14 protein-coding genes and 1 tRNA gene are annotated in these 24,740 nt (G+C 65.4%); 1 reads left to right on the forward strand and 14 read right to left on the reverse strand.

From position 1 onward, the window contains the following. Positions 1 to 66: 66 nt before the first annotated feature. The 12 genes from AC1DRE_RS11750 to AC1DRE_RS11805 all read right to left on the reverse strand — a co-directional run bounded on the left by AC1DRE_RS11750 (position 67) and on the right by AC1DRE_RS11805 (position 20,860). Positions 67 to 2,031, reverse strand: a complete 1,965-nt coding sequence (locus AC1DRE_RS11750; RefSeq protein WP_476984806.1) for an S-layer homology domain-containing protein — start codon at positions 2,029 to 2,031, stop codon at positions 67 to 69. Positions 2,032 to 2,111: 80 nt separating this feature from the next. Then, a complete protein-coding gene (locus AC1DRE_RS11755) occupies positions 2,112 to 3,119 on the reverse strand; it encodes a dTDP-glucose 4,6-dehydratase (RefSeq protein ID WP_476984807.1) in 1,008 nt (335 codons plus the stop codon). Between the two features lie 40 nt (positions 3,120 to 3,159). After that, positions 3,160 to 4,593 (reverse strand): nucleotide sugar dehydrogenase, encoded by a 1,434-nt coding sequence (locus tag AC1DRE_RS11760; protein ID WP_476984808.1) that lies wholly within the window; start codon positions 4,591 to 4,593, stop codon positions 3,160 to 3,162. 564 nt (positions 4,594 to 5,157) lie between these two features. Continuing rightward, positions 5,158 to 7,857 carry a helix-turn-helix transcriptional regulator gene (locus AC1DRE_RS11765; RefSeq protein ID WP_476984809.1) on the reverse strand — a complete coding sequence of 900 codons (2,700 nt, stop codon included), beginning with the start codon at positions 7,855 to 7,857 and terminating at the stop codon, positions 5,158 to 5,160. Positions 7,858 to 7,859: 2 nt separating this feature from the next. Continuing rightward, entirely contained in the window at positions 7,860 to 10,583 is a 2,724-nt protein-coding gene (locus tag AC1DRE_RS11770; protein ID WP_476984810.1) for a helix-turn-helix transcriptional regulator, read from the reverse strand. A 277-nt stretch (positions 10,584 to 10,860) separates the two neighbouring features. After that, entirely contained in the window at positions 10,861 to 13,542 is a 2,682-nt protein-coding gene (locus AC1DRE_RS11775) for a helix-turn-helix transcriptional regulator (RefSeq protein WP_476984811.1), read from the reverse strand. Between the two features lie 76 nt (positions 13,543 to 13,618). Continuing rightward, positions 13,619 to 16,351, reverse strand: coding sequence for a helix-turn-helix transcriptional regulator (locus tag AC1DRE_RS11780; protein WP_476984812.1), 2,733 nt, complete (start codon positions 16,349 to 16,351; stop codon positions 13,619 to 13,621). Between the two features lie 237 nt (positions 16,352 to 16,588). After that, the gene (pth, locus tag AC1DRE_RS11785) at positions 16,589 to 17,173 is read right to left on the reverse strand and encodes an aminoacyl-tRNA hydrolase (RefSeq protein ID WP_476984813.1); all 585 of its coding nucleotides are present in this window, start codon (positions 17,171 to 17,173) and stop codon (positions 16,589 to 16,591) included. Positions 17,174 to 17,329: 156 nt separating this feature from the next. Beyond that, on the reverse strand, positions 17,330 to 17,923 hold the full coding sequence (locus AC1DRE_RS11790; RefSeq protein WP_364120133.1) for a 50S ribosomal protein L25/general stress protein Ctc: 594 nt from the start codon (positions 17,921 to 17,923) through the stop codon (positions 17,330 to 17,332). Between the two features lie 268 nt (positions 17,924 to 18,191). Beyond that, positions 18,192 to 19,172: a ribose-phosphate diphosphokinase gene (locus AC1DRE_RS11795; RefSeq protein WP_011691079.1), complete on the reverse strand. Its 981-nt coding sequence runs from the start codon at positions 19,170 to 19,172 to the stop codon at positions 18,192 to 18,194. Further along, positions 19,169 to 20,695, reverse strand: coding sequence for a bifunctional UDP-N-acetylglucosamine diphosphorylase/glucosamine-1-phosphate N-acetyltransferase GlmU (glmU, locus tag AC1DRE_RS11800; protein ID WP_476984814.1), 1,527 nt, complete (start codon positions 20,693 to 20,695; stop codon positions 19,169 to 19,171). The genes AC1DRE_RS11795 and glmU overlap by 4 nt, the downstream gene beginning before the upstream one ends. 93 nt (positions 20,696 to 20,788) lie before the next feature. Next, positions 20,789 to 20,860: transfer RNA gene (locus tag AC1DRE_RS11805), tRNA-Gln, on the reverse strand. A gap of 200 nt (positions 20,861 to 21,060) precedes the next feature. Between AC1DRE_RS11805 and AC1DRE_RS11810 the strand changes: the two genes are divergently transcribed. Continuing rightward, positions 21,061 to 21,660 carry a TetR/AcrR family transcriptional regulator gene (locus AC1DRE_RS11810; RefSeq protein ID WP_476984915.1) on the forward strand — a complete coding sequence of 200 codons (600 nt, stop codon included), beginning with the start codon at positions 21,061 to 21,063 and terminating at the stop codon, positions 21,658 to 21,660. 209 nt (positions 21,661 to 21,869) lie between these two features. Here the strand turns inward: AC1DRE_RS11810 and AC1DRE_RS11815 are convergent, their stop codons facing one another. Together AC1DRE_RS11815 and AC1DRE_RS11820 are read right to left on the reverse strand one after the other, a co-directional pair. Next, a complete protein-coding gene (locus tag AC1DRE_RS11815) occupies positions 21,870 to 23,696 on the reverse strand; it encodes an ABC-F family ATP-binding cassette domain-containing protein (RefSeq protein ID WP_476984815.1) in 1,827 nt (608 codons plus the stop codon). A 53-nt stretch (positions 23,697 to 23,749) separates the two neighbouring features. Beyond that, the gene (locus AC1DRE_RS11820) at positions 23,750 to 24,712 is read right to left on the reverse strand and encodes a 4-(cytidine 5'-diphospho)-2-C-methyl-D-erythritol kinase (protein WP_476984816.1); all 963 of its coding nucleotides are present in this window, start codon (positions 24,710 to 24,712) and stop codon (positions 23,750 to 23,752) included. Between the last annotated feature and the right edge of the window lie 28 nt (positions 24,713 to 24,740).

Consider the following 24,740-nt stretch of genomic DNA (forward strand, 5'->3'; position numbering starts at 1 on the left):
TCCGATGACTTCCTCCGGATGCACGGCCGCCCGTGCCATTTCTGGGAACCTACCTGCCGGGCGGCCCTACATGCCCTTGGGGAAGTTCAGGTTGTAGCGGTAGATGAACGCAGCCACCTGGTCGCGGTTGATGGATGCCCCCGGCTTGAAGGTGCCATCCGCGAAGCCGAAGGTGATTCCCATATCGGCCAGCCAGCGCACTTCGTTGTAGAAGCCACTACCGGCGGGCACGTCGGGGAAGACAGGGGCCGTTGCGCTCACCGCCGGGCTGCCCTTCATGCGGTACATAAACGCCGCCATTTGATCACGGTTGACCTGCTCGTAGGGGTGATAGCCACCGTCCGCGAAACCCTGCGTGATGCCCTGGGACGCCAGCCACTGGATTTCCTTGTAGAAATCATGGGTGGTGGGAACGTCCGGGAACTTTTGCGGTCCGGCCGGTACAGCAGGGCTCCCGGCAAACCGGTACAGGAAGGCCGCCATCATGCCGCGGTCCAACGTGAGGCCAGGCTTGAAGGTGCCGTCGGCATATCCGGTGGTGATCAGGTTGTTCGCCATCCAACTGATCTCGTTGTAGAAGAGGAACGTCGAAGGAATGTCCGTGAACGTCTTGACGCCTGCGGTGTCGTACAGCTCATAGTCATCCGTGACCAAGGTTCCGTTGCTGATCAGATTCAGGCCGAGGCTGATGGCCGTTGCACCGGCCGGAACCGGCGGCGTCGTATACGTTAGCTGCGTCCAAACATTATTCGTGGGCAGGTACAGAATACTGTCCGTCCAATACGTCCACGTGCCGGAGGCCGTCCGGTAGTGCAGATTGAACTGCGTGTTCCCGCCGGTTGACTTGTACCAGGCTTTGGCAAGGTAGGTGTGCCCCGGAATGGCGCTCGGCGCACACTCGCCCGTGTCCAGGGTGGGCAACAGCTTGCCGTCACCGTCGCTGTAGCCCGTGACCACCATCTGCTCCGATGCTGTTGCCGTTCCGGCGTGGCCCGGCGTCACCGTGGTGAAGGTCCGGGTGTTGTTGCCATAACCTCCGGCCTGCCAGCACCGTGGGAGGAGGGACCCGGCAAGGCCCGGAGTCTCAAGGCTCGGGTTCTTGATCAGGTTACCGGCGGTCTGCGGGGCCGGTGGCGGAACGACGGCCGGGGCAGCCTTGGTGGTGCCGCCAATAACTTCCTTGACGGTTTTGACCTGGACCGCGTTGGAGTTCTTGAGCCCTGCCAGCCAGTCGGCGAACTGGTTGAACGTATCCGTAGTGACAGTCAGCGGATCCGCAACGTTTGAGCCGATGACAATGCCGGTGCCGATGTGGTGGAAGGTCAGCTGGACCCAGCCGCCGCCGTTGGCCTGCGCCTGGGTGACCAGGGACTCGATATCAGCGAGGGTCCAGGTGTTGTCCAGCTGGTCAGGAGCACCGGTGAAATAGAGGTTGCCCGGTGGCAGCGTCTCGGCAAACGGGAAGGTCTCGGAACCCGCAACCTTGCTCCGGACATCGCCCAGCCCGCGGGCGCTGTTGTAGCCGCACGTGGCAACGGCGGCCTCGGCAGCCGCGTTTGCCGAGGCAAAGGGATAGGCGAAGCTCTGGATGTCGAGACCGTAACCCATCAGCGTGGCCCGGTCATTGCAGACCTGCCGTGCCAGTTCGTCGGGCCCGACGGCGGCGAGATCGGCGTGGGTCACGGTGTGGCCGCCGATCTCGTGTCCGGCGGCCTGCAGGGCCAAGGCCTGGGCTGTGGTCATGTAGTTCGTCTGGTTCATGTAGCCGGATGGCAGGTAAAATGTTCCGTGCATGCCCAGGGAACTGAGCTTGTCCGCTGCTACCACCTGGTCGACGTTGGCGTCGTCGAACGTCAGCGTCACCACAGTCTCACCGACCGCGTTGGCGGCAGGGGCGGTGAGACCCATCAGGGAGGCAGCCAGGGCCACCGTTGTGGAAGCGGCCAGCCAGCGTGCCTTCCGCCGGCCGGGCGGCCGTTCTGCCCTGTGCCGGGGCTCTGAGACCGCAGTGTAGCGTTGCAGTAGCGTCATGGAACTCAACTCTTTCGTCGAAGGTGCTCATAACTTTTGACGGTTGCCGCCCCCCGTCCGGCGCGGCACCTCACGGTGGGCTAGTTGGCCGCCATCGTGACTTTCCACCCGAGCGGATCGGGCGCTTTCACCGGGCGGTGGTCGGCCGCCACGTTCTGGATGATCTGGTCGAGCGTGGTCTTGGGATCAAAGCCCACCAGTTCCTTTGCTTTGCTGTTATTGGGTACCCGGCGGCGCATGTCCTCGTAACCCTCGGCGTATGCCTGCTCATAGGGCACCAGCGTGATGGGGCTTTCGCTGCCCAGCAGTTCGACGATCCTCTGCGCGAGCGTAAGGATCGAAATCTCGTAGCTGCCGCCCAGGTTGTAGGCATTGCCGTAGGCGGATTTCTCCTCAGAGATCCTGGTGATGGCCGGGACGATATCGCCCACGTAGGAGAAGCACCGTGTCTGGTTGCCGTCGCCGTAAACGGTCAGCGGCTCGCCGGCCATCGCCTGCTTGACCAGGCGCGGCACCACCATTCCGTACCGGCCCGTTTGCCTCGGACCCACGGTGTTGAACAACCGCACGATCGCCACCGGAAGCCCAAACTGCCGCCAGTAAGCGTGTGCGAACGCCTCGTCGATTCCTTTGGCAGCCGCATACGTCCACCGGGACTTGAGTGCCGAGCCGAGGATCCGGTCCGACTCCTCCGATAGGCTGTCCGAAGTGTTCTTGCCGTAAATCTCACTAGTGGAGGCCAGCAGCAGCGACGCTCCGGATTCCAGCACGGCATCCAGCACCACCTCGGTGCCGTGGATATTTGTCCGCAGGCTCTCCAGAGGGTGCTCCACGATCAGGTTTACGCCTACGGCGGCAGCCAGGTGGAAGACCCGGTCAGCGCCGGCCACCACCCGGTCTACCGCGGCGCGGTCGAGGATGCTGCCCTCGACGAAATGAAAATCCCGGTGGCCGATCACGGTCCTGAGGTTTTCCAGGCGGCCGGTAGAGAGGTCATCCAACACCGTGACTTTGTCGCCGGCCGCGAGGAGGTGCTCCACGAGATGGCTCCCGATGAAGCCGGCTCCGCCGGTGATTGCTGTTTTCACTTCTCCTACTTTCTGCTGAAGACCAGCGAAGCCGCTGGAATCACAACCGGGTGACGTTTGTGCCGGCGGGGAGCCGGTAGGTGGTGTCAAGGACGGCGGGCGCCTCACGCAGCCAGTCGATATCCATCGCGGCGTGCCTCGTGTGAAGGATCACCAGGTCCGCGTCCCAAACCGACGGATCCTCCAAGGACTCCAGTGCACCGCCCTGGCCGTCCGGAGCGGTGGGGCACCACGGATCGTGATACGCGACGTCTGCGCCATCGGCGATCATTGCGGCGATGATTTCCAGTGCCGGGGATTCGCGCAGGTCCTCGACGTCGGGCTTGTAGGCCACGCCAAGCACCAGGACGCGGGCGCCGGAGATGCCGTGGTTCCGGTCCGACAGGATCCGGCGCGCCTTTTCCACCACCTGGTGGGGCCGTCCGGCGATGCCGGCCATGGCGTGTTCGATGACGGGAGCCGTGACCCTGGCTTTCCGCAGCTGCCAGAGCAGGTAGTGCGGGTCGCAGGGGATGCAGTGGCCGCCGACGCCCGGGCCGGGGGTGAACGGCATAAAGCCGTAGGGCTTGGTCGAGGCCGCATCAATCACGTCCATGACCTCCATGCCCAGCCCGTGGCAAATATCCGCGAACTCGTTGGCCAGGGCGATGTTCACCGCCCGGAAGGTGTTTTCGACGAGCTTGGTCATCTCTGCCACGTCTGCGGACGGCACCACGTGCACCAGCTTGGTGCTGGCCTGGAGCAGCGCCTCTGCGGCTTCGCCGCAGGCCGGCGTGACTCCGCCCACCACCCGCGGTACGTCTTCGTGTGAGAAAGCGTCCACGCCGGGATTGATGCGCTCCGGCGAGAAGGCCACAAAAACATCCCTGCCGGGGATAAGGCCCTTGGCAGCCAGCGGAACGGCCAGGAGGTCCCTGGTTGAGCCCACGTACGTGGTGGACGTCAGCATCAGCAGCTGGCCCGCCACCGCGAATTCGACCACCGAAGCGCACGCCGCCCGGAGAATCCCGAGATCCGGCACCAGGTAGGGATCCACCGGGGTGGGAACACAAACAACAACCGCTGCCGCCCTGGCCAGCAGGGACAGGTCCGTGCTGATCATGAAGGACGGATCCTCGAGGGCGCTGCTGAGGCGGACCTTGTCCGAGTCGAGCAGGTCCGCCTGCTGGGACCGGATCACCGCCAGCCTGTTCTCGGACACATCCAGTCCCAGGACACGCCGTCCTGAAGCGTTGATGGCGAGGGCGGTCGGCAGGCCGACGTAGCCGAGCCCGACAATCGCCACATCGAACGTGAACGTAAGATCCTGGGCAGCCGTTTCGCTCTCGGGGGCCTGTGTCTCAACGCCGTCCGCCGCCGGTTCAGGCGCTCCGGCTCCGTTTTCCGGCCATTCCCGGGAATCCTCAAGCAGCGGAGGACGTGCTCCCCGGGTCAGCGGCGCCTTATGGGTTTTTAGCTTGGTGTTCGGTGTCATACTAAACCGACCTCCCGGTATTCGATTTGTCCCGTTTGTAAGAAAGCCGGCGACGAAGACTGGCAGATCCCGGTCTCAGAAGACGCTGCCCGGATCGTCGCCGGCTCGAATGGGGTACCCGCCGTCTGCGGGATGCTGGTCGCCCTGGAGGATCGTTCCAGGTGGATTGCCACATGAAATTCCGAAAGCCAAGTGTCAGCTGATTGATGCATTTAGAGACCCACTTCTTTCCCCAATAGTTGCCTGCGGCCCAACAAGCTACAGCGTATTAACCAACCACCTGCCGGGGCGCGAGTGGGCCCTACCCGTCTTTGCGGGTGCATCGCTGACCGGAACTGGGTGGTACGCGCCCGGCCCGCCCCCACTACTCGCATCAGTACTCGTTTGCGGGCAGCGCGAAATGGGTGGAAGCTCCGTGTTCGGCGGACGGGCGGATTTCAGGGGGTAGCCGGCGGCCCGACTACGGCCACGGGCAGCCGCTCAGGTGCTGCCGGGCAGCCGGAAACCGACGTCGGAGCGCACCTGGTCCTTGGTGGGTCCGACGTCGGCTTGGAGATGGCGTAACTACGCGGTGCCGGGCAATCCGGCGTGCCGGGCACCATAGGCAACCATCGCCAGGTCTTCCCGGTGGCTGATACCGAGTTTCGCGAACATCCGGTACAGATGCCCTTCCACAGTGCGGAGTGAAAGCCCGAGCTGAAGCGCGATCTCACGGTTGCTTGCACCGGCCTGGACCAGGGCCGCGATTTCCTGCTCGCGCCGCGTCAGCTTGTGCAGGTCCGGCGGAATCTCAGCGGCCGATGACCCGGTCTTGTTGAGTGCCGCATTGCGCTGCTTGACGAGCTTCTGGGCCTCGAACTGGCGGGGCTTGTCTCCCCTGGTCTCGAGGATCCGCAGGGCGTGGGCAGCGCATTCCGCAGCGGCCAGGTCCAGCCCGTCCCGTGCGGCGGCGTCGCTCATTTCCACAAGCCGGTTGACGTCCTTGGCGGCGAGAGCGCGGCAGTACGCCGCCACAAATTCCGCGCTGCGGCCTTCGCAGCCCTCCGCCGCGGCGGCGAGGCGCGGTACCACTGACAAATCGCCCAGCCGGAGCACCAGGGAAAGGATCTCCACCTCGTAACTGAGGAAACCGGAGGCTTCGGCGGCATCGGCGAGGACCATCAGCTTTGACGCGGCAGCCTGGACGCCGACGCGTTCGGCCCGTGCCGCCACGGCGTACGCCCGCCCCAGCAGCGAGGCATGGCGGTGGTCCGAAAGCAGCGCGTCGTAGGCGTCGGCATTGGCTTTTGCTGTGTCCGCCCGGTTGAGGATGGATGCTGCATAGGCGGTGGCCGCGAGGGCATCGGGCAAGTCGCCGCCGGCATCGGAGAGGCGCAGCACTTCGGCGGCCTGGCTCAGTTTTGGCAGGGCCGCCCCGATGGTGCCCCGCCGCAGGTCTGCGTTGCCGGCCGCCAGGTGCAACATCCCGCCAAAGTAGATCAGCGAGTTGGAGGCCTGGGCGATGTGGTTCTGCAGATAGTCATCCAGGACATCGAGTTCCCCGGCATGGAGCAGCGCCAGCAGGTAGCGCCGCATCACGAACTCGGCGTACTCAAGGCGCCGGTCCCCACTGGCGGCAAGGATGTCCTCGACCACCATCACCACCTGGAGTGCCGAAACGGCACGTCCCGTAAGTGCCAGCGACTCCGCCAGCAGGGTTCCGGCCAGCAGCCGGGACTCGTCGTCGTCCGTGGACTCCCAGATATCCTGCAGTTCCGGCTCTGCTTCCACGTGGCGTCCAGCCGCCTGGTAGCCCTCCAGGGCCAGCAGCCTGCTGCCCAGCCGTGCCGTCTCAAGCTCTTTCGCATCGAACTCCGGATGGGCCTCTTCCAGCCTGGAGACAGCTTCCGCCCAAGCATCGGCGGCGCGGAGCACAGCCTCCGGCCCGTTGCGCTGGCCGGCGGCCAGCTGCGCCGCCAGCATGGAAGCCTGCCGGACTGTCCGCAGATCGGTGGCTTGTTCCACTACGCCTTCGAGGCACAGGCTGGCTCCCAGGGGATCCCGGCCGTACAGCTTGGCGCGGGCAAGTTCCACTTGCGCTGCGAGCTTCAGGGACGGCTCCCTGATGGCGCCCACCACGCGTTCCACGTACTCGGGGATGAACAGGCGGTTCGCCAGCTGTGCGGCCTCCAGGATGTCGGCGTCGGGAACGGTTGCTCCGGACTCCAGGGCCCAGGTGACGTGCCTCAGCCTGCCGTCCAGGGTCTCCGGCCGCGAGTCCAGAAGGTCTACGATCCGCCGCCGGATGGTCACGCTGCGGGCTGTCGGCACGAGCTGCCTGATCACCTCGCCGATCAGCGGTTGCGCCAGGCGGACGTGCCTGGCGGGGTCCGCGGAAATCGCGATGAACTGGAGCTCCTTGAGCTCATCGACGGCCCGGCTGTCGCTGGCGCGCTGCAGGACGTTCAGGGGGATCGCTTCGGCAAGTGCTACTGATTCCAGGGCCTGGCGCTGTTCGGGGTTCAACTGCATGATCTGGTTCCTGACCAGGTCCATCAGCCGGACGGTGGCCGCACCGGGCTCGCCCAGGAGCACCCAGGTGTCATTGCGCCGCAGCAGGTGGCCGCGGCTCCTGGCATGGGCCAGCAGTTCCAGCAGGAACATCGGATTTCCGCCGGAGGACCTGAAAAGGACCGCACTGGCGCTGGGCACGAGCGGCGAGCCAAGTGTGCGGGTGCAGAGCTCATCGACCTCGTCCTTGGTCAGCGGCTGCAGCTCGAAGCGGTCCACCAGGCCTTCCGACCACATCGACAGCACTTCCGGCGGGGGTGACGGGTGCGGCCGGCACAACAGAACCACCCTGGCGGCTTCCGCCGCAGCCAGTTGCGCTATGACGGCGGCGCTGCTGTCATCCAGGTGGTGCGCGTCCTCGACCACCAGCACGGCCTGCGACTGATCCCTCAGACCGTCCGGATTGAGTTCCGTCACGAGCGCCTTGAGCACGGCGCGGGGCTGGTCCGTCTGGCCGGGTGTCAGCGCGGTCAGCAAGGGTGCAAGGGCTGCGTAGGGAACATCGGAGAGCGACGGCCCCGCATAGACGTAGAACGGACGGACACGGCTGCCGAGCTCAAAGAGCACCTCGTTGATGAGCGCCGTCTTGCCGATGCCGGCGTCGCCAAGGATGAGGGCGCCCGGTCCGTTGGCGTCCACCAGGCAATCAACAACCGAGGCAACCATACCGAAGCGCCCGATCAGCCGCTCCGCCGTGAGGGTGGTTTCAGTCATGGCTAGTCATCTCCTGTACTGCCAAGGGCTACCGGAAGCTCCAAGCGCTCTTCGATTTTTAGCTTGCCGTAGATCTGGTAGAGGTGGCCCTCAACCGTCCTTACCGAAACGTGCAGCTGGGCCGCGATGCTCTTGTTGCTCGCTCCGGCGGCAGCAAGCTGCGCTATTTGGAGTTCGCGTGCGGTCAGCGTGAGCCTGTCGTGGTTGCCGTCCTGGGGCGTCCGCAACCTCCGGCGGCAGGTTTCCGCCAGATGCTTGGCCTGCCGGATCAGGCTCCGCTCGAGCCGTGCCTGGTCGAGGTTCAGGACCGACTCGGCGATGTCCAGGGAAAACCTGTCATTGTGCAGCCGGGCCGCGAGGTTGGCGGCAGCCATGAGTTCGTCGGCTCCGCCGGATATGACCCCCCGCGCGTACTGCGCGCACAGTTCCGCAAAGGGTCCCTGGCTGTTTATTGCAGCTTCCAGCAGCCGCGGTGCCGCAGCGGTTTCTCCCAGCCTGACGGCCGAGCTCAGGCACAGCAGCTCATGCCCCACCGTACCGGTGGCCCGATCCTCGTCTGCCAGGCGCAGCAGCTGCGCAATTCCCGTCCGCGGACCGTCCAGCTCCGCACGCGCCAGCGCCGTGAAATACCCCTCCGCCCTGGTTACCTTCCATGTTTTCCGCCTGGCGCCGGAGGCTGTCTCTGCCAGGTAGCCAAGTGCCTGTTCGCGCTCACCCTGCAGGGCCGAGGCATAGGCCGCCGCCGCGCAGGCGAGCGTGAGGATACCGTCGCTGTCCTGGATCCGCAGCTGGCTGATGCCGGGAACGAGCAGGTCCAGTCCGTCGCGTCCGCGGCCCTGCATGCAGGCGGAGATCGCCTCGGGCACTTCGGTGGCGCTGAACCGCCGGTAGACGACGGATGAGGGGAGCCAATCCTCGCTGGGCAGCGCCTCCGTCGCCTCATCCCATCGTCCTGCCACCAGGTAGGCGAACCGCAGCCGGGAGATCACCGACTGCGCGATGGCAACCGGTATTTCCGGCCGCAGGCACTGCAGCTTCAGCTGTTCGGCGAGCTCGGCGGCATCGGACTGGCGCCCGGTCACGGCCCAGGCTTCACAGAGCCAGCTGCCTGCCTGGAGCCGGAATTCCGCGCTGTGGAATTCAGTGTTGTCCAGTGCCTCGGCAAGGCCAGCAGCCATTTCCCGGTAGGTTCCGGCGTAGCTGGCTGCTTCGGCTTCGGCCAGCGTCAGCTGTTCACGGATGTGCCTGAGGTCCGGTGCCGACATTTCGGCGACCGGACCTGTTGAGTCCTCATAAAGTACCTTCCGTGCCCGGGCCAGGGAATCAGGTGCTTCCTGCCAGGCATCCCGGGTGGCGAGGAACACCGAGCTTTCCGCCAGGAGAAGCCCGATCCATTCCGCGAGCGCGGGATTCCCCCGGGACACCTCGCGATGTCGGCGGACCACGGCCAGGGCCTCCTCCACCTCGCCGAGCGTCATCAGCGCCGTGACCTCCTCGGTGACCGCCCCGGCCAGCTCCTCGTGTCCCTTGATAGTTCGGACAAACCGAAGTGCCAGGGGCGCGTCCAGGCGTCTGTTGGCCAGGCGTGCCGCAGAGAGGGACTCGTCCGCCGACAACACTGCGCCGCAATCAAGGGCCCAGACCGCGAACGGCAGTTCCGTGGCTGGCGTCCGGAGGGACGGCGCCGCAGCTGAGAGCACCATTTCGCGGAGATCGTTGCTCCGGCCCGGCGGGACATTTTCCCGCACCACATCGGCGACCAGCTGGCTCTGGATCCTGACGCGGCGGGGCAGGGAGTCCTCGACCGCGAGAACCCCGCGCTCCTCGAGGGCGTCGACGTCGTCGGCATCAACAAGCTTGAGCAAGGTGTCCAGGGGCAGCGTCTCCGCCAGCGATAGGATTTCCAGGATTCGCCGGTCAGCCTCACCCATGCGCCCCAGCCGGGTGGCGATCAGGTCAGTGATTGCCCGTCCGTGAACGTGGTGTTCCGCCGTCAGGACCCAGACACCGTCCTGCACAACCAGGGAACCCGAATCGGCGAGCTCCATCGCAAGCATCTTCAGATAGTGCGGGTTGCCGTCGCTGGCCGCCCACAGCGATTGGACGGCGGAGTGCGAGACCTTGGCGCTGAGGCCTTCCTCCAGCCAACTGACAGCCTCGCGGAAGGACAACGGTTCGAGGTTGACGCGCGTGAGGAACCCGCCGTCGCAGAGTCCGGAGATCTCCGCCGAGAGCCGCAGCGGGTCTGAACACGTCAGGACAAGGCGAACGGCGCGGTTTCGTGCCAGCTGGGCGATTGTCACGGCCGTCAGTTCGTCAGCTTCGCCGGCATTGTCGACGAAGAGGTAGACGGTCTTCCCGCTGGCACGCTCCCGCAGGAGCCGCATGAGCCCGGACAGGACCAGCACGGGGTGGTTCAGATACCCGGGCTCGAGGTCGCTCAACAGCATGTTGAGCGCGCCGTAGGGTGAGCGGGAGAGAGCTGCGCTGCACCGGAGCGTCACTACCAGGGAATCGTCGCGGAACTGTTTGAGCGCGTGGGTGGTGAGGAAGGTCTTCCCGGTGCCCGAGGATCCGGTCACCAGGACTCCCCCGGTGGACTCGGCCAAAGCACGGGTAATGTCGCTGACAGCCTGTTTCCGACCGATCAAAGGCCATGCGGCGCCCCGTGTCATTCCGGCGGATCTGGTGGCGTGTGTACTGGCCACATTATCGGCTGTCAACATGAGTGAGACCTCTGTATTTATGAGCGATTTCTGGTACCCCAAATTAACCAGCTGGGACGCCCGCGGGCACCAGTAGTGAGTACTCGATTTTGCCCGTTACTCATACCTGTACTTGCAAGGCAAGTACCCCCGATCGCCCTGTCCGGTTACCGAGGGCGGCCGCAAGCCGCTACAAAGCGGCCAAATCAACGCCTTCGCGGCGTCGAAATGGTTAACAAGTCGCTGAGGCGGCGCCGGCCCGGCACCACCGCCGAGTAGTGCCCGGCGGTCCAGGTACTCATTTCCCGGGTGATCTGTTGGCCGGGGTCACGGCATCGTCAGCGAGCCCCGCGGCTGCGGCCAACTCGTCGCGTCCGGCGATGCCGAGCTTCAGGTAGCACCTGTACAGGTGGCCCTCCACCGTGCGAACGGAAATCTGCAGCTTGTCCGCGATCATGCGGTCGCTGAGTCCCGTGGCTGCCAGTCCCACAATGTTCCGCTCACGCTTGGTCAGGATAGGTGCCACGGTGTCCGGCTGGGCCTCGCTGCCCGCATGGCCCAGTTCTTCGTTGCACCGGGCAATGCCGGCGCGTGCCATGGCCGCCAGTTCCCGGTTCCGGCTGCGGTCCAAGGATGCCAGGGCGGCTGAGTAGGCGTCGGACGCGAGTTGGAAGACAGAAGCCGCATAAAGGGCGTCCCCGGCCCGGAGGTGCTGTTCCGCGCTCCCGTCCGAAAGTGCGGAACAGTACGCGGCCAGGGCGTCTGCCCAGGGGCCCTCTACCCCACCGGCGACGACAGCCAGCCGTTCCAGCCTGGTGGTGTCGCCAAGCGCCAGCGCCATGGCCAGGGCATTCAGTTCCAGGTAGCGGGCGTCCTGTTGGGCAGCCTCCTCCGCGCTCCTGTGCAGGGCCGCAATTCCACTGCCGTCGCCGCGCAGCTGTTCGTCCCCCGCAGCCAGGAAATCGCGGGCAAAGGCCGTCATCAGGTGGATACCGCGCTCACCCCAGGCCTCGTAGTCCTGCCTCAGCCTGTCGGCCTCCGCATTGCGGCCCTGGGTGGCCGCGACGTAATAGGCCATGGCGGCGCAAAGCCGGAACATCTGCTGGGGATCGCTGTCACGAAGGGCTTCGAGTCCCGTGGTCAGCAGCTCCAGGGCGTCGGCAAGTTTTCCCTGCCGGACTGCTATGTATCCCATCACGACATAGGCGGCACCACTGAAGGAAACCATGGCGGAACCGAACGACGTATCCGCATAGCCCGCCAGGAGCTCCTGCGCCTCCGCCCAGTCCCCGGCAGCGAGGTCGCAGGCGACGAGCCGGACCACGATGAACTCGGGGAGGAAGAAGATGTCGTTATCGGGAGGCTGTGCCTGGCCGAACGCATCCGTGGCGAGCTGGCGCCCCTGCAGCGGGTATCCCAGCGCGCACAGCCGCTCCGCCTGCAGTGCCAGCGCCATCGACCTGGTGAGGGCGCCGTCGGGTTCGGCCGCCGAAACGCCGGCTTCCAGGAGTTCCTCCAGCATAGGACCCATCTGCCGGTAGTCGCCCAACAGTGAAGACGCCATCAGTTCCACCAGGGTTGCCCGGTGTGCCGTCGCCGCGAGAATCCCGGGTGCGTCCGCGGGTTTGGCCGCAGCCTCTTCATCGCCCCATTGACGGAGCCTACGGGCATCGTCCGCGATCTCCGAGGCAGGGTGCCCGAGCGCTGTCCGTGTGGCCGATCTCAGGAGGCTGTTGACGACCATGTGCGTGAGCCCGCCACCGGCGTCCACATCAACGTTCAGCAGGGCTGCGGCTTCGTCGTAGTGCCCGAGGTTGTAATGCGACCGGGCCATCACGGCCCGGGCAGTCTGCTGCAGTTCGGGGTCCCGGACGGCCCAGGCGATGCGAAGTGCCGTCTCGCTCTGGAAAAGCTTGCAGGCAAGGACAGCGGCCCGGATGAGTAGCCGGCCGGGCACTTCGGCACCGCAGTCCAGGGACCAGGACACCATGCGGAGCAGTGACTCCGGTTTGTCCGCGGAGACTTCCATGCGGGACACGAGCTCCCGGTGCAGCTGAAGGCTGCGGGCCGCGGGAACGATCCTGCGCAGCACTTCGCCGTAGACGGGGCTGACCAGCCGAAGAGTTGGTTCGCTGTCCACGGACTGGACCACCAGCCGCTGGTCAAGCAGTTCCTTGACGGCCGGTTCGCCCGCGATTTCGCCAACAAGGGTCCTGTCCACCGGTTCCGCGAGGGCGATGAGGTTCAGTGCCTCCCGGCCGTCCGCCGAGATGCGCATGAGCTGGACCTTGACGACGGCGGTGAGTTCCAGGGTGCGGACATGCGAGGAACCGGCGTTGAGCCAGACCCCGTTCCGCTGGATCAGGTCGCCGGAACGCTGGGCTTCACGGACGAGCGTCTTGAGCAGCAGCGTGTTCCCGCCGGCCTCCTGCCAGAATTCACGCGACGTGGTGTTGAGGACTTTGCCGCCGAGCAGCGCCTCGCAGAGCTGGTGCCCCTGGTCCAGGGTCAGCGGGGCAATATCGAACCGCTCGGCAGTGCCGTCGTGCCAGAGCCGCAGCAAGGGCTGAGGTATGCCGGGCCTCGGAATGCACGTGGCCACGAGCTTGGCCCATCCTGCCTGGACCAGTTCGGAGATCATCTCGGCCGTGGCGGTATCGAGATCGTGGGCATCATCAACCAGCAGCAAGGCGGGTCCGGGATTCTTCCTGGCACCTTCGAGGTGCGCCCACAGTGCCCGCAGCACAGCCACCTTTGACGTGACATCCTCTACGGAGAGATCAGACAGGTACGGGGACAGCGCCCCATAGGGAACGGGTGCCAGTGAGGGGCTCCCGTGGACGGTCATGATTGCCGTCCGGCCGTTTCCTCCGTTGTTCAATTGCCCCAGCAGCGAGGACGCTCCCAGCCCGGCGTCGCCAACGATGAAAACAGCCCAGCAGTCATCCGATGCAAGGGCGTCCTGCACCGATGACAGCATGTCACCCCGGTCTATCCAAGGCTCACCAGCATTCTGACGCTGGGTCCCGGCGCGCGGCCGCGCCGAAGCCTTCCCATCAGACTTGAGCGGATCCTTCAAGCTCACTCCTCGATGAAATCCCCATTTTCGTGAAGATTTGGTAGAGATGGCCTTCCACAGTTCGTATGGAAAGCTGCAGCCGGTTGGCAACCTCCTTGTTGCTCAACCCCTGACTGGCCATCCTGGCAACCTGCCGCTCCCTTTCGGTCAATTCCGGCCCTACCGTATGCGGCATCAGCGGCAGCACCGGCAGGGTCTCCACGAGCCGGTCCAGACGATGCTGGGCCGCCCGGGCGGACTGGGAATCTCCCTTCTCCCTGGCAATGTCCAGCGCCAGCACCACGCACCGCGACTCCACCGCATCGAGGTGGAGCTCTTGGGCCAGGGACGCCGCCTGAAGCAGGACCTTGGAGTCCTTCTTTCTGCTCCCCTCCCCGACCAGACGGTTGATGCTGGCCATTTTTCCTTGCCGGCGGGAGGAAATTTCGATCAGCAGGGCCAGTTCTTCCTCCGTTCCATGCACGGTAGCACCGAACAGGCTGATGGAGGCAGTGGTTGTCCGCCCTTTGGAAATGTCTTCGTGGGCCGACTCGATCAGCTTCTGCTTGGCTCCCGGATCCTTGAGCCACCGCCGGGCCATCCGGACGCAGAAGTCGGTCATCCACGAAGTGAACCAGGCGACGTGCTGCTCCTCCTGCGCGGCCAGGTCCAGGAAATTGCGCGACTCCTGGACGTCACCGGCCTGGGCATAGGCGAAGGCAAGTGCCGAGCAAGCCAGGGCCGGCCCGTAGTAGCTCCGCCTGATTTCCAGCTGCGCCTGGGCACCAAGCAGCGTGTCAATGGCGAGGTCGGCCCTTCCGGCGTAGGTGTAGGCCACACCGAGTGCGAGTTCGGCGGCGCCGCCGAGGTACTGCATGATTTTCGGCTTCTGGTCCAGGGCCTCGGTGAGTATCCTGACGCAGTCCTCCCATTGGCCGCTGCAAAGGAGGGCAGCGAACAGGCCTTCCGCCCGCCAGCTCAGCATGCCGGGCACTACGTGGGACTGCTCCGTCCTTTGCTGGATCTCGGCAGCCAGGGCCATTGCGTCCGCTTCCCTGCCCAGGACTGCCCAGGCCATGGTCAGCAGGCAGGCGCAGTTCAGGACATACAGCGGGTCGCCGCCTTCCTTGTAGGCCCGCTCCAGGTCTTCGGCAACAGCTTCGTAGTCCCCCTGATGGACCATCTGTTCGAATTCGGCGAGCCTGATTTGCTCATGCGCCCGTGCAAAGTCGGCTGCTGTCTCATTGCCGATTGATGCCCTCTCCCGACGGGCCAGTTCGTGCCGTGCCGCGGACAGGATGCCGCCGATCCGGCTGTATCCGCCGTGGACCCAGAGCAGCGAACTGCAGAAATCCAGGATGTAGTTCGCGTAGGCGGCGGCCGGAAGCCCGGAAAGCTGTTCGGGGGTGACTTCCTCCAGGACGGCCACGGCGGATTCGTGCTCCGCCAGTGTCATGTAGGCGGCCGCCCGCTGCTGGGCTGCCTCGGCCCAGTGCGGGTCTTCAACGCGGACCTGGGCCAGGGCTTCCAGGGCGAACATCGGGTCGAAAAGCCGGTTTGCCGCGACAGCCGCGGCCAGCGCGAAGGCCGGCTCCACGGGTTCGCCGCAATCGAGCGTCCAGGCCACGTAGCCGAGGAGTTCTTCGACGTCCATCTCCGCCGGGGTGGCTCCCACAACCCTCGCCACCAGCTGGTGCAGTTCCTTCCGCCGCGGAAGGTCCATCCAGCCCCGGATGACTTCGCCGACGTAGTCGTCTTTCAGGCTGACCCAGCGCCGCCCAGTCTCTCCGACCTGCAGGTAGCCGGCCTTTTCCAGGTCGGCGACGACGGCGGGATCCAGGACGTCCAGGAGGACAAACAACGGCACGCGTCGGATCAAGGCAAGCCACTCCAGCCCCTCCCTGACCTTTGGCGACTCCCTTGCCAGCCTCGACCGGACGAGATCCACCAGGGCGTCGGCTTCCGCCAGGTTGATTTCCCCCCTGAGCGCCCAGACTTTCCCGGCCAGGTGGAGGTTTCCCGCACGCAATTGTTCAATAACGATGGCCTGCAGCACCAGTGGATTTCCGCCGCTCGCCGCGTAGAGCGAGCTGGCGGCTGTGGCGGTCACGGGGCGGCCCAAAACTCCGGCAAGCAATTTGCTCACTTCCGGACGGGAGAAAACCTCGAGCCGCACTTCCTCCAGTGAATTGTTGCGGAGGAGCCGGATCAGGTCTTCGGGCATGTCCGTGACATTCCGGACGGTGACTATGAGCTTTGCGGCGCCGCTCAGGATGAGGTGCATAAGGACGGCAGTGCTCATGCTGTCGATCGCCGGCAGGTCCTCCAGCACAACGAGGACGGGTCGTCCGGCGGCATCCTCGCGGATTAGCCGGGAAATACCGTGGACAATTCCGCCCGGTGAATCGAGCGCGTGGCCGGGTAGCCGGGCCACCAGAAACGCCAACTGGCCGAACGGAATGGCAGGATCAGTCGGCGTCCCGTGCAGGTGGATGACGTGCGTCTTTCCCGCCAGTTTGGCTTCGACCGCCCGCGTGAAGGTGGATTTTCCGACGCCTTGGGCGCCAACCACAACGACGCCGTGAAGGTCGCTTTCCTCGAGGATGGAAACAACGGTTGACTGAAGATCCTGCCGCACCAGGGACGACCACTTGCGACGCTCGGAGGCGCCCATGCCCCGGCGTTCAGTCTCCAGCAGCCCCCCATTTTCAGAGCCGTGTGATGCAAGCACGATCGATCACGCTACCTTCGTGGCTCCAGCTGATGCGACTTGGCTGAGCCGTCGGGTTTTTAGTTTTCCGATGCCGCCAAACCAGGCAACAAGACCTTGAATGTGAAAATTACCATAGCAGATATGACTAAACAATTAGGCGACTTAATTGACTTTGGTTAACCAATTGCCAGGTACTAACCGGAGCGTGTCCCCCACCCGCACATTACCGCCATTAGGGCCGGGTGCATGGGAAAGTTACTGAACTGCAGTGTGAAATTTCTGCTGTGCTGCCGTCAATCCGTCCTTGACCACAGTCTCCACGGCATCCGCGGCGTCATCCAGGAGGAACGGGAGCTCCTTTTTCTCGGCGGTGGCGAAGTCCTTGAGGACGTAGTCTGCAGTGTCCATCCTGCCCGGTGGGCGTCCCACCCCGACGCGGACCCGCAGGTAGTCCTTGGTGGCCAGGGCCTTCGAAATGTCGCGCAGGCCGTTGTGTCCGCCTTCGCCCCCGCCGACTTTCAGCTTGACAGTATTAAAGGGAATGTCGATCTCGTCGTGGACCGCCACCACGTGCTCGGGATCGATGTCGTAAAACTTCGCCAGCGCGGACACGGGACCGCCGGAGACGTTCATGTAGCTCATCGGCTTGGCCAGCACCACGCGGGGTCCGCCGATGCCGAGCCGGCCCTCCAGCACGTGGGCGCGCGCCTTGTGCACTTTGAAGCTGCCCCCTACCCGGCGCGCCAGTTCGTCCAGCACCATCTGGCCGACGTTGTGCCGGTTGTTGCTGTATTCGGTGCCGGGGTTGCCAAGGCCTACGATCAGCCAGGTGTCAGTCATGCGTCAATCCTAGAGTGGTCCGGGGTCCGGCCGCTAAGGCAGTGCGCCGGTTGTGCCGGGCGTGCCTCATTGCGGCTGGGGTTGGTGCTGGAGGGCTTTTAAGACGGCAGTGGCCGGGCCCCGCCAGGGACCCGGCCACCGGAGAATTCCTCGGAACTACTCGGCGGCCGAGGATCCTGCCGTGGTGTCGGCTGAAGCCTCTTCTTCAGAGACCTCAGTGGCCTCGGAGATGTGAACGACGAGAGCCTCTGCGTCGGCCAGCAGGACGGAGCCCTTCGGCAGGACCAGGTCGGAGGCGTGGATGTGCTCGCCGGCGGTGCGGCCTTCGATGCTGACCTCGACGGAGGTGGGCAGGTGCGTTGCCTCGGCTTCGAGGGAGACGACCGTCATTTCCTGGTTGTAGACGTTGCCCGGGGCAAGCTCGCCGGTCAGGTGGACGGGAACGTCCACGGTGACCTTCTCGCCGGTGCGGACGGTCAGGAGGTCAATGTGCTCGATGATCTGCTTGATCGGGTTGCGCTGGATGTCCTTGACCAGCGCGAGGTGCTGTTCGCCGTTGATGTCCAGGGTCAGCAGCGCGTTGGCAGCGCGGACGGCCAGCGTGGTGGCCTTGGCCGGCAGGGTGATGTGGATCGGCTCTGCGCCGTGGCCGTAGATGACAGCCGGGATCAGGTTGGACATCCGTGCGCGGCGGGCGAAGCCCTTGCCGAATTCGGTGCGTACTTCTGCTGCGAGCTTCTGCTCAGACATGTAAATCTCCTTGAAATCTAAACGGTGTTCAGCAAGGGCGGAGGTCTGTTTGCGACCTTCAACGCCGGGCGGCCCGTGGCCGGCCCTTCAAGAAGGGAGATTCAGACCCAGTCGATAACGGAGACTGCTCTCCCTCGCCAAGGTATCGTGGACCAGCCTACCAGCGTCGGGCCCGGTTACTGAAAACGGGCCCGACGCCGGATGGATCCCCACCAGCTCCCTAAGCTCGCAAGCTCGCTCAGGGAACCCCGCTGGCGTGGGACCTTCCTCAGGCGTTGCCGTCGAAAAGGCTGGTGACGGATCCGTCGTCGAACACTTCACGGATGGCGCGTGCAATCAGCGGAGCGATGGACAGCACAGTCAGCTGCGGGAAGCGCTTGTCGGCCGGGATGGGCAGCGTGTCGGTGACCACCACTTCGCGGGCGCCCGATTCGGACAGCCGGCGGGCCGCCGGATCGGAGAAGACGGCGTGGGTCGCTGCGATGATGACATCCTTGGCGCCGGCGTTCTTGAGCACCTGGACGGCCCCGGAAATGGTTCCGCCGGTATCGATCATGTCGTCGATCAGGACGCAGGTGCGGCCTTCGATCTGGCCCACGACGGTCTTGGACACGGCCTGGTTCGGAACCGTGAGGTCGCGGCTCTTGTGGACGAACGCCAGCGGGGCACCGCCGAGGCGCTCAGCCCACTGTTCGGCCACACGGACGCGGCCGGTGTCCGGTGAGACAACGGTGATGTTGTCCGCTGCGACGCGGGTGCGGATGTAGTCAGCCAGCAGCGGAATGGCCATCAGGTGGTCCACCGGGCCGTCGAAGAATCCCTGGATCTGCGAGGTGTGCAGGTCAACGCTCATGATGCGGTCGGCGCCGGCAGTCTTGTACAGGTCGGCCACCAGGCGGGCGGAAATCGGCTCGCGGCCGCGGCCCTTTTTGTCCTGGCGGGAGTAAGGGTAGAAGGGCGAGACCACGGTGATGCGCTTGGCGGATGCCCGCTTCAGCGAATCAATCATGATCAGCTGCTCCATGAGGTGGTTGTTCAGCGGTGCCGGGTGTGCCTGGATGACGAAGGCGTCGGTGCCGCGGACGCTCTCCCCGGCACGCACGTAGATTTCCCCGTTGGCAAAATCGTAGGCATCCACCGGCAGCAGTTCCGTGCCCAGCTCCTTGGCGATCTCCCGTGCAAGCTCGGGGTGTGCCCGCCCAGCGGCGAGAACCAGTTTCTTCTCGCCGCGTGCCGTAATTTCGGTCATGATTGCTTGCCCTCTTCTGTAGGTGCCGGGGTGCTTGAGGAATCCAGGGGCGGCTGTGCCGCGGCTGTTTCGCTGACCGGCGCCGTTGCCCCCGCGGCTTCGGCCAGTACTGCTGAGATGGAGCCGGGCCGGTGCGAGATGACCCATCCTTCGGCGTTCCGCTGCTTGGCCACCGAGATGGCCAGGGCGCCTGCGGGAACGTCCTGGCGGATCACTGCGCCGGCGCCGCTGTACGCGCCGTCGCCCACTTGGACCGGAGCGACGAAGACGGTGTTGGAACCCGTGCGGACGCCCGAGCCGATCACGGTGCGGTGTTTGTTCTCGCCGTCGTAATTGGCAGTGATGTTGCCGCAGCCGATGTTGGTGTCCTCGCCGATCTCGGCGTCACCGGCGTATCCGAGGTGCGACAGCTTGGAGCCGCGGCCGATCGTGACGTTTTTCGTCTCGTAGAAGGCGCCGATCTTGCCCGTCTCCCCCAGCACCGTGCCGGGTCGGAGGTAGGTAAAGGGCCCGACGCTGGCGTTCGCGCCGATCGTGGAACCGGAGCCGTGCGTCCGGGTCACTTTGGCGCCTTCGCCGACGGTGACGTCCGTCAGCGTCGTATCAGGGCCGACGACGGCGTCCCTCGCCACTGTCGTGGCGCCGTGCAGCTGGGTGTTGGGCAGGATGCGGACGTCCTCTGCCAGCGTCACCGTGGCGTCGATCCATGTGGTGGCGGGGTCCACGACCGTGACGCCGGCCCGCATCCAGGCTTCGACGGTGCGGCGGTTGTGTTCGGCGCCCAGCGCCGAAAGCTGCACGCGGTCGTTGGCGCCCTCGACCTGCCAGCGGTCGTTGGTGACAACCGCGGCAACCCGTCCGCCGGCCGAGCGTGCCAGCCCAAGAACGTCGGTGAGGTACATCTCGCCCTGCGCGTTGTCCGTGGTGACCTGGACCAGGGCGTCGCGGAGCACGGCGGCGTCAAAAGCGTAGATCCCTGAATTGATCTCGCGGATTTCACGTTCCTCGTCGGACGCGTCCTTGTGCTCCCGGATGCCCGTGACGGTGCCGTCTGCCGCGCGCAGGATCCGGCCGTAGCCGGCGGCATTGTCCAGGACGGCGGTCAGGACGGTGACTGCGTTGCGTTCGTGTTCGTGGATCAGCACCAGTTCGGCGAGCAGCTCCGCCGAAAGCAACGGCACGTCGCCGTACGTGACCACAACGGTGCCGTCGAGGGGACCGCCGGCGTCGAGCGCATCGAGCGCCGCCTGCACGGCGCGGCCCGTGCCGGGGACTTCATCCTGGTCGACGATCAGCGCCGCGGGGTCGAGCCCGGACACATGCGCGGCCACCAGGTCGCGCTCGTGGCGGACCACAAGGGCAAGCTGGCGGGGGTCGATGGTGCGGGCGGCACGCAGGGCGTGGCCAACCAGCGACAGGCCGCCGATTTGGTGAAGGATCTTGGGGGTCCGGGACTTCATCCGGGTACCCGCACCTGCAGCTAGGACGATGACGGCGGCCGGGCCGGTTGTCTCGGGGCTCACGTACAGGCTCTCCTTGCTTGGTGGATCTCAGTTGCGCGCACTTTCACACCCTGCCAGCCTGTTCCGGAAATAGCACCCGGTCAACAGCGGCAGTTCCGCCCATAGGATTCGAACCTATACTCCACGGCTCCAAAGGCCGGGGTGCTGCCATTACACCAGGGCGGACCGTGCCCGGACCCGAAGCCCCGTGGCACGAGAACCAATTCTGCCACGAAGGTCGGCGCTCTTGCGACTCGGTGCTCTCTCCTAAGACATTCCCGTTAAGGCATGATTGGACGGTGAGCAAGATCAACGGTGCACCCGACGGTGCCGGAAACCATCCAGGCAGGCCCGTCAGGGCTCCCGGGTACGTGCCCCGGCCGCGCATGACCGGGGCGCAGCGCCGCTCACAGCTGATCGACATCGGACGCGGCCTCTTCGCCATCCGCGGCCTGGACGGCACCACCATCGAAGACATTGCGGCCGCCGCCGGCGTGTCCAAGCCCGTGATCTACGAGCACTTCGGGTCCAAGGAGGGCCTCTACACCCAGGTGGTGGAATTCGAGTTCCGGATCCTGCTGGCAGCCATCAACGACGCCCTCACGGATGAAGCGAAGCCACGGGTCCAGGTGGAGCGGGCGGCACTGGCACTGCTGACGTACATCGAGGACCGCACGGACGGTTTCCGGATCCTGATGCGCGACGCCCCGCCGTCGCAGCCCGAAGGCGCCTTCTCCACCCTGCTCTCCCATGTCACTGCACGGGTGGAACACATCCTGTCGGACGAATTCGCCCGCCGAGGCTTCAGTGCCGCCGACGGCGCCATGTACGCGCAGATGCTGGTGGGGATGGTCGCCATGACCGGGCAGTGGTGGCAGGACAGCCGGACCCCGGACAAGCGCGCCGTGGCCGCCCACCTGGTTAACCTCGCTTGGAACGGCCTCACCGGCCTGCAAAAGGAACCCGAGCTCCGCAGCGAGCCTTAGCCCTTCGCCGTGGTCACCTTCGCAGCGCAGCGGACCTTCGCCGTCGCTTAGACACACCGCATAGGTGACATTGCGGTCGCTGGGCGACCTTCACGCCACGATGCCTCGCGATGCGCTCCTACGCGAAGGTCCCCCGCACCGCTACTGAAGAAGGTTCCGTTCGTGTCAAAGCGACGGCGAAACGCCGCTGACCGCCCTCCTCAAGCCCCTTACTCGCCGAGGACTTCGAGCGCTTCCAACCATTCGAGTTCCAGGGCTTCGCGTTCTTCGGCCAGGGTCTTGAGCTTCTTGTTGAGCTCGGCCATGGTGTCGAAGTCGTTGTCGGCCGTGCTCTTGACCATCTGGGCGTGGATCTTGTCTTCCTGCTGTGTGAGTTTGCCCAGCTGGCGATCGATCCTGTTTTTCGCTTTGCGGGCGTCGCGCTTTTCTGCTTCGGAGGGGCCGGCGGCGGCGGGTTCTGAACTGCCGCTGGCGGCGGTGACAGGGTTGCCGCCGCCGGTGATGGTGGAGCCGGCCAGGGCCCCTTCGCGCAGTTCGAGGTACTGGTCAACGCCGCGCGGCAGGGCGCGGATCTTGCCGTCGCCAAGCAACGCCATCTGGTGGTCCGTGACGCGCTCCAGCAGGTAGCGGTCGTGGCTGACCACAACCAGCGTGCCCGGCCAGCCGTCCAGGACGTCTTCGACGGCGGCCAGGGTGTCCGTGTCGAGGTCGTTGGTGGGCTCGTCGAGCATCAGGACGTTCGGCTCGCCCACGAGGAGTCGCAGGAGCTGGAGCCGGCGGCGTTCGCCACCGGAGAGGTCCTTGACCGGGGTCCACTGCTTCTCGTTGGTGAAGCCAAGCTGTTCCACGAGCTGGCCGGCGCTGAATTCCTTACCGCCAACGTTGAAGGACCGCTTTTCGCGCTCGATGACTTCGATGACGCGCAGGTCCTTGACGTCGTCGAGCTCCTTGACCTCCTGGGTGAGGACGGCGGTGACAACTGTCTTGCCGCGCTTGACCTTGCCGGAGGTGGGCTGGATCTCGCCGTTGAGGAGCTTCAGCAGGGTGGTCTTGCCGGCGCCGTTGACGCCCACGAGCCCCAGCCGCTCACCCGGCGCGAGGCGGAGGGTGATGTTGTCGAAGAGCTTCTGCCCGGGGTCGCCGCCGAGGAAGTCCAGCGAAACGTGCTCAAGGTCCAGCACGTCCTTGCCCAGGCGTGCCGTGGCCATCTTGCTCAGCGCCATCGAATCGCGAGGCTCCGGGACGTCGGCGATCAGAGCGTTGGCTGCCTCGATGCGGAACTTGGGCTTGGCCGTGCGTGCGGGGGCACCGCGGCGCAGCCAGGCGAGTTCCTTCTTAACGAGCTGCTGGCGCTTGCCTTCCATCACCGAAGCCGAGCGGTCTCGTTCAGCCCGGGCCAGGACGTAGGCCGCGTAGCCACCCTCGAACGGGTCCATGATCCCGTCGTGGATTTCCCAGGTCTTGTTGCAGACTTCATCGAGGAACCAGCGGTCGTGGGTAACCACCAGGAACGCGCCCTGGTTGGCCCGCCAGCGGGTCTTCAGGTGGCGGGACAGCCAGGCGACGCCCTCGACGTCGAGGTGGTTGGTGGGCTCATCGAGCATGATCACGTCATGGTCTTCGATCAGCAGTTTCGCCAGGGCCACGCGCCGTTTCTGGCCGCCGGAGAGCGCGTGCACATTGGCGTGCCAGTCGACGTCGGACACGAGTCCGCCCATGACTTCGCGGATCTGCGGGTTGCGGGCCCATTCGTAGTCCGCCTGGTCGCCGACGATTGCAGCACCGACCGTCAGGTCGCCGTCGAGCACGTCGCTCTGGTCCAGGTAACCGATGTTGACCTCGCTGCGCTTGGTGACCCGCCCCGAATCAGGAGTGGAGCGCATCGCCAACAGACGCATGAGGGTGGACTTGCCGTCGCCGTTGCGGCCCACCATGCCGATCCGGTCACCCTCTTCAAGGCCGAGGGTAACGCCGTCGAGGACGGTGCGGGTTGCATACGAGACCGTAAGGTTCTCGCCGCCGAGCAGGTGAGCCACTGGGAACTGCTTTCTTCGGTGGAAATTTGTAAGGAAGTACTGGTCAAAAGCTACTAAAGGAGCGTATCGGAGATGATGCGTGCCCCGTGCACCGGGCCGTGGACGGCCAGGGCATTCAGGCCGTGATGGCCGAGGTCTTCGGCGAGCCCGGCCGCTGCAGCGGGGCTGTGTGTGAGCAGGGCGACCGTGGGACCGGAGCCTGAAATCAGTCCTGCGATGGCTCCGCACGATTCACCAAGGCCCAGCGTATCGCGCAGACCCGGCGCCAGTTCAATGGATGCGCGCTGGAGGTCGTTGACCAGGACCCGGCTCAGGGCGTCCGCGTCGCCGCTCCGCAGTGCCTGCAGGATCTTCGGATCCACTGCGGTGGGCTCCTCGGCGGTCACGCCTTCGGCGAGGCGGAGCCTGTCCAGGGTACGGAAGACGTCCGGCGTCGAGAGCCCGTAGTCGGCGGTGACCAGTACCCAGTCCATTTGCGCTTTGGCCAGCGCGGGTGACAGGTCATCGCCCACCCCAAGCCCGACGGCGGTGCCGCCGAGGAGCGAAAACGGGACGTCGGCCCCGAGCTCTGCGGCCAGGTGGGCCAGCTCGTCGCGGGACAGCCCGCTGTTCCACAGGGCGTCACAGGCGAGCAGCGTGGCAGCCGCATCGGCTGAGCCGCCGCCCATGCCGCCGGCCACCGGGACACGCTTGGTGATCTCCAGGTGCACGCCGGTGGAGTGCTCGGACACGTCGGCCATGATGGCGGCCGCCTTGTAGGCGAGGTTCCGTTCGTCGAGCGGAATGTCCACGTCCTCGAGGTCCAGCGTGCTGGACGGACTGATGCTGACCGTGATTCCGTCCGCGGCGGTGCTGGTGGCGGCCACTTCCTCGTAGAGGGACACCGCCAGGTAGACACTGGCAACGGAATGGTAGCCGTCCTCACGCAGCGGGCCCACATCCAGCGAGACGTTGATTTTGCCGGGAGCCTTGACCCGGACCGTCCTCGCGGCAAAGCGCCCTCTCACTGCGTTCATGAGTCCAAGCTATGGCATGGCAGCGTCA

The organism is Arthrobacter sp. P4_H3 (assembly GCF_056400885.1).

Coding starts and splice junctions, on each gene's coding strand:
- AC1DRE_RS11775 (WP_476984811.1), bottom strand. CDS start 13,542: ATGCTGTCATCGGTGCAGGACGCCCTTGCATCGGATGACTGCTGGGCT.
- AC1DRE_RS11765 (WP_476984809.1), bottom strand. CDS start 7,857: ATGACTGAAACCACCCTCACGGCGGAGCGGCTGATCGGGCGCTTCGGT.
- AC1DRE_RS11820 (WP_476984816.1), bottom strand. CDS start 24,712: ATGAACGCAGTGAGAGGGCGCTTTGCCGCGAGGACGGTCCGGGTCAAG.
- AC1DRE_RS11760 (WP_476984808.1), bottom strand. CDS start 4,593: ATGACACCGAACACCAAGCTAAAAACCCATAAGGCGCCGCTGACCCGG.
- pth (WP_476984813.1), bottom strand. CDS start 17,173: ATGACTGACACCTGGCTGATCGTAGGCCTTGGCAACCCCGGCACCGAA.
- AC1DRE_RS11795 (WP_011691079.1), bottom strand. CDS start 19,172: ATGACCGAAATTACGGCACGCGGCGAGAAGAAACTGGTTCTCGCCGCT.
- AC1DRE_RS11750 (WP_476984806.1), bottom strand. CDS start 2,031: ATGACGCTACTGCAACGCTACACTGCGGTCTCAGAGCCCCGGCACAGG.
- AC1DRE_RS11790 (WP_364120133.1), bottom strand. CDS start 17,923: ATGTCTGAGCAGAAGCTCGCAGCAGAAGTACGCACCGAATTCGGCAAG.
- AC1DRE_RS11810 (WP_476984915.1), top strand. CDS start 21,061: ATGACCGGGGCGCAGCGCCGCTCACAGCTGATCGACATCGGACGCGGC.
- AC1DRE_RS11770 (WP_476984810.1), bottom strand. CDS start 10,583: ATGTTGACAGCCGATAATGTGGCCAGTACACACGCCACCAGATCCGCC.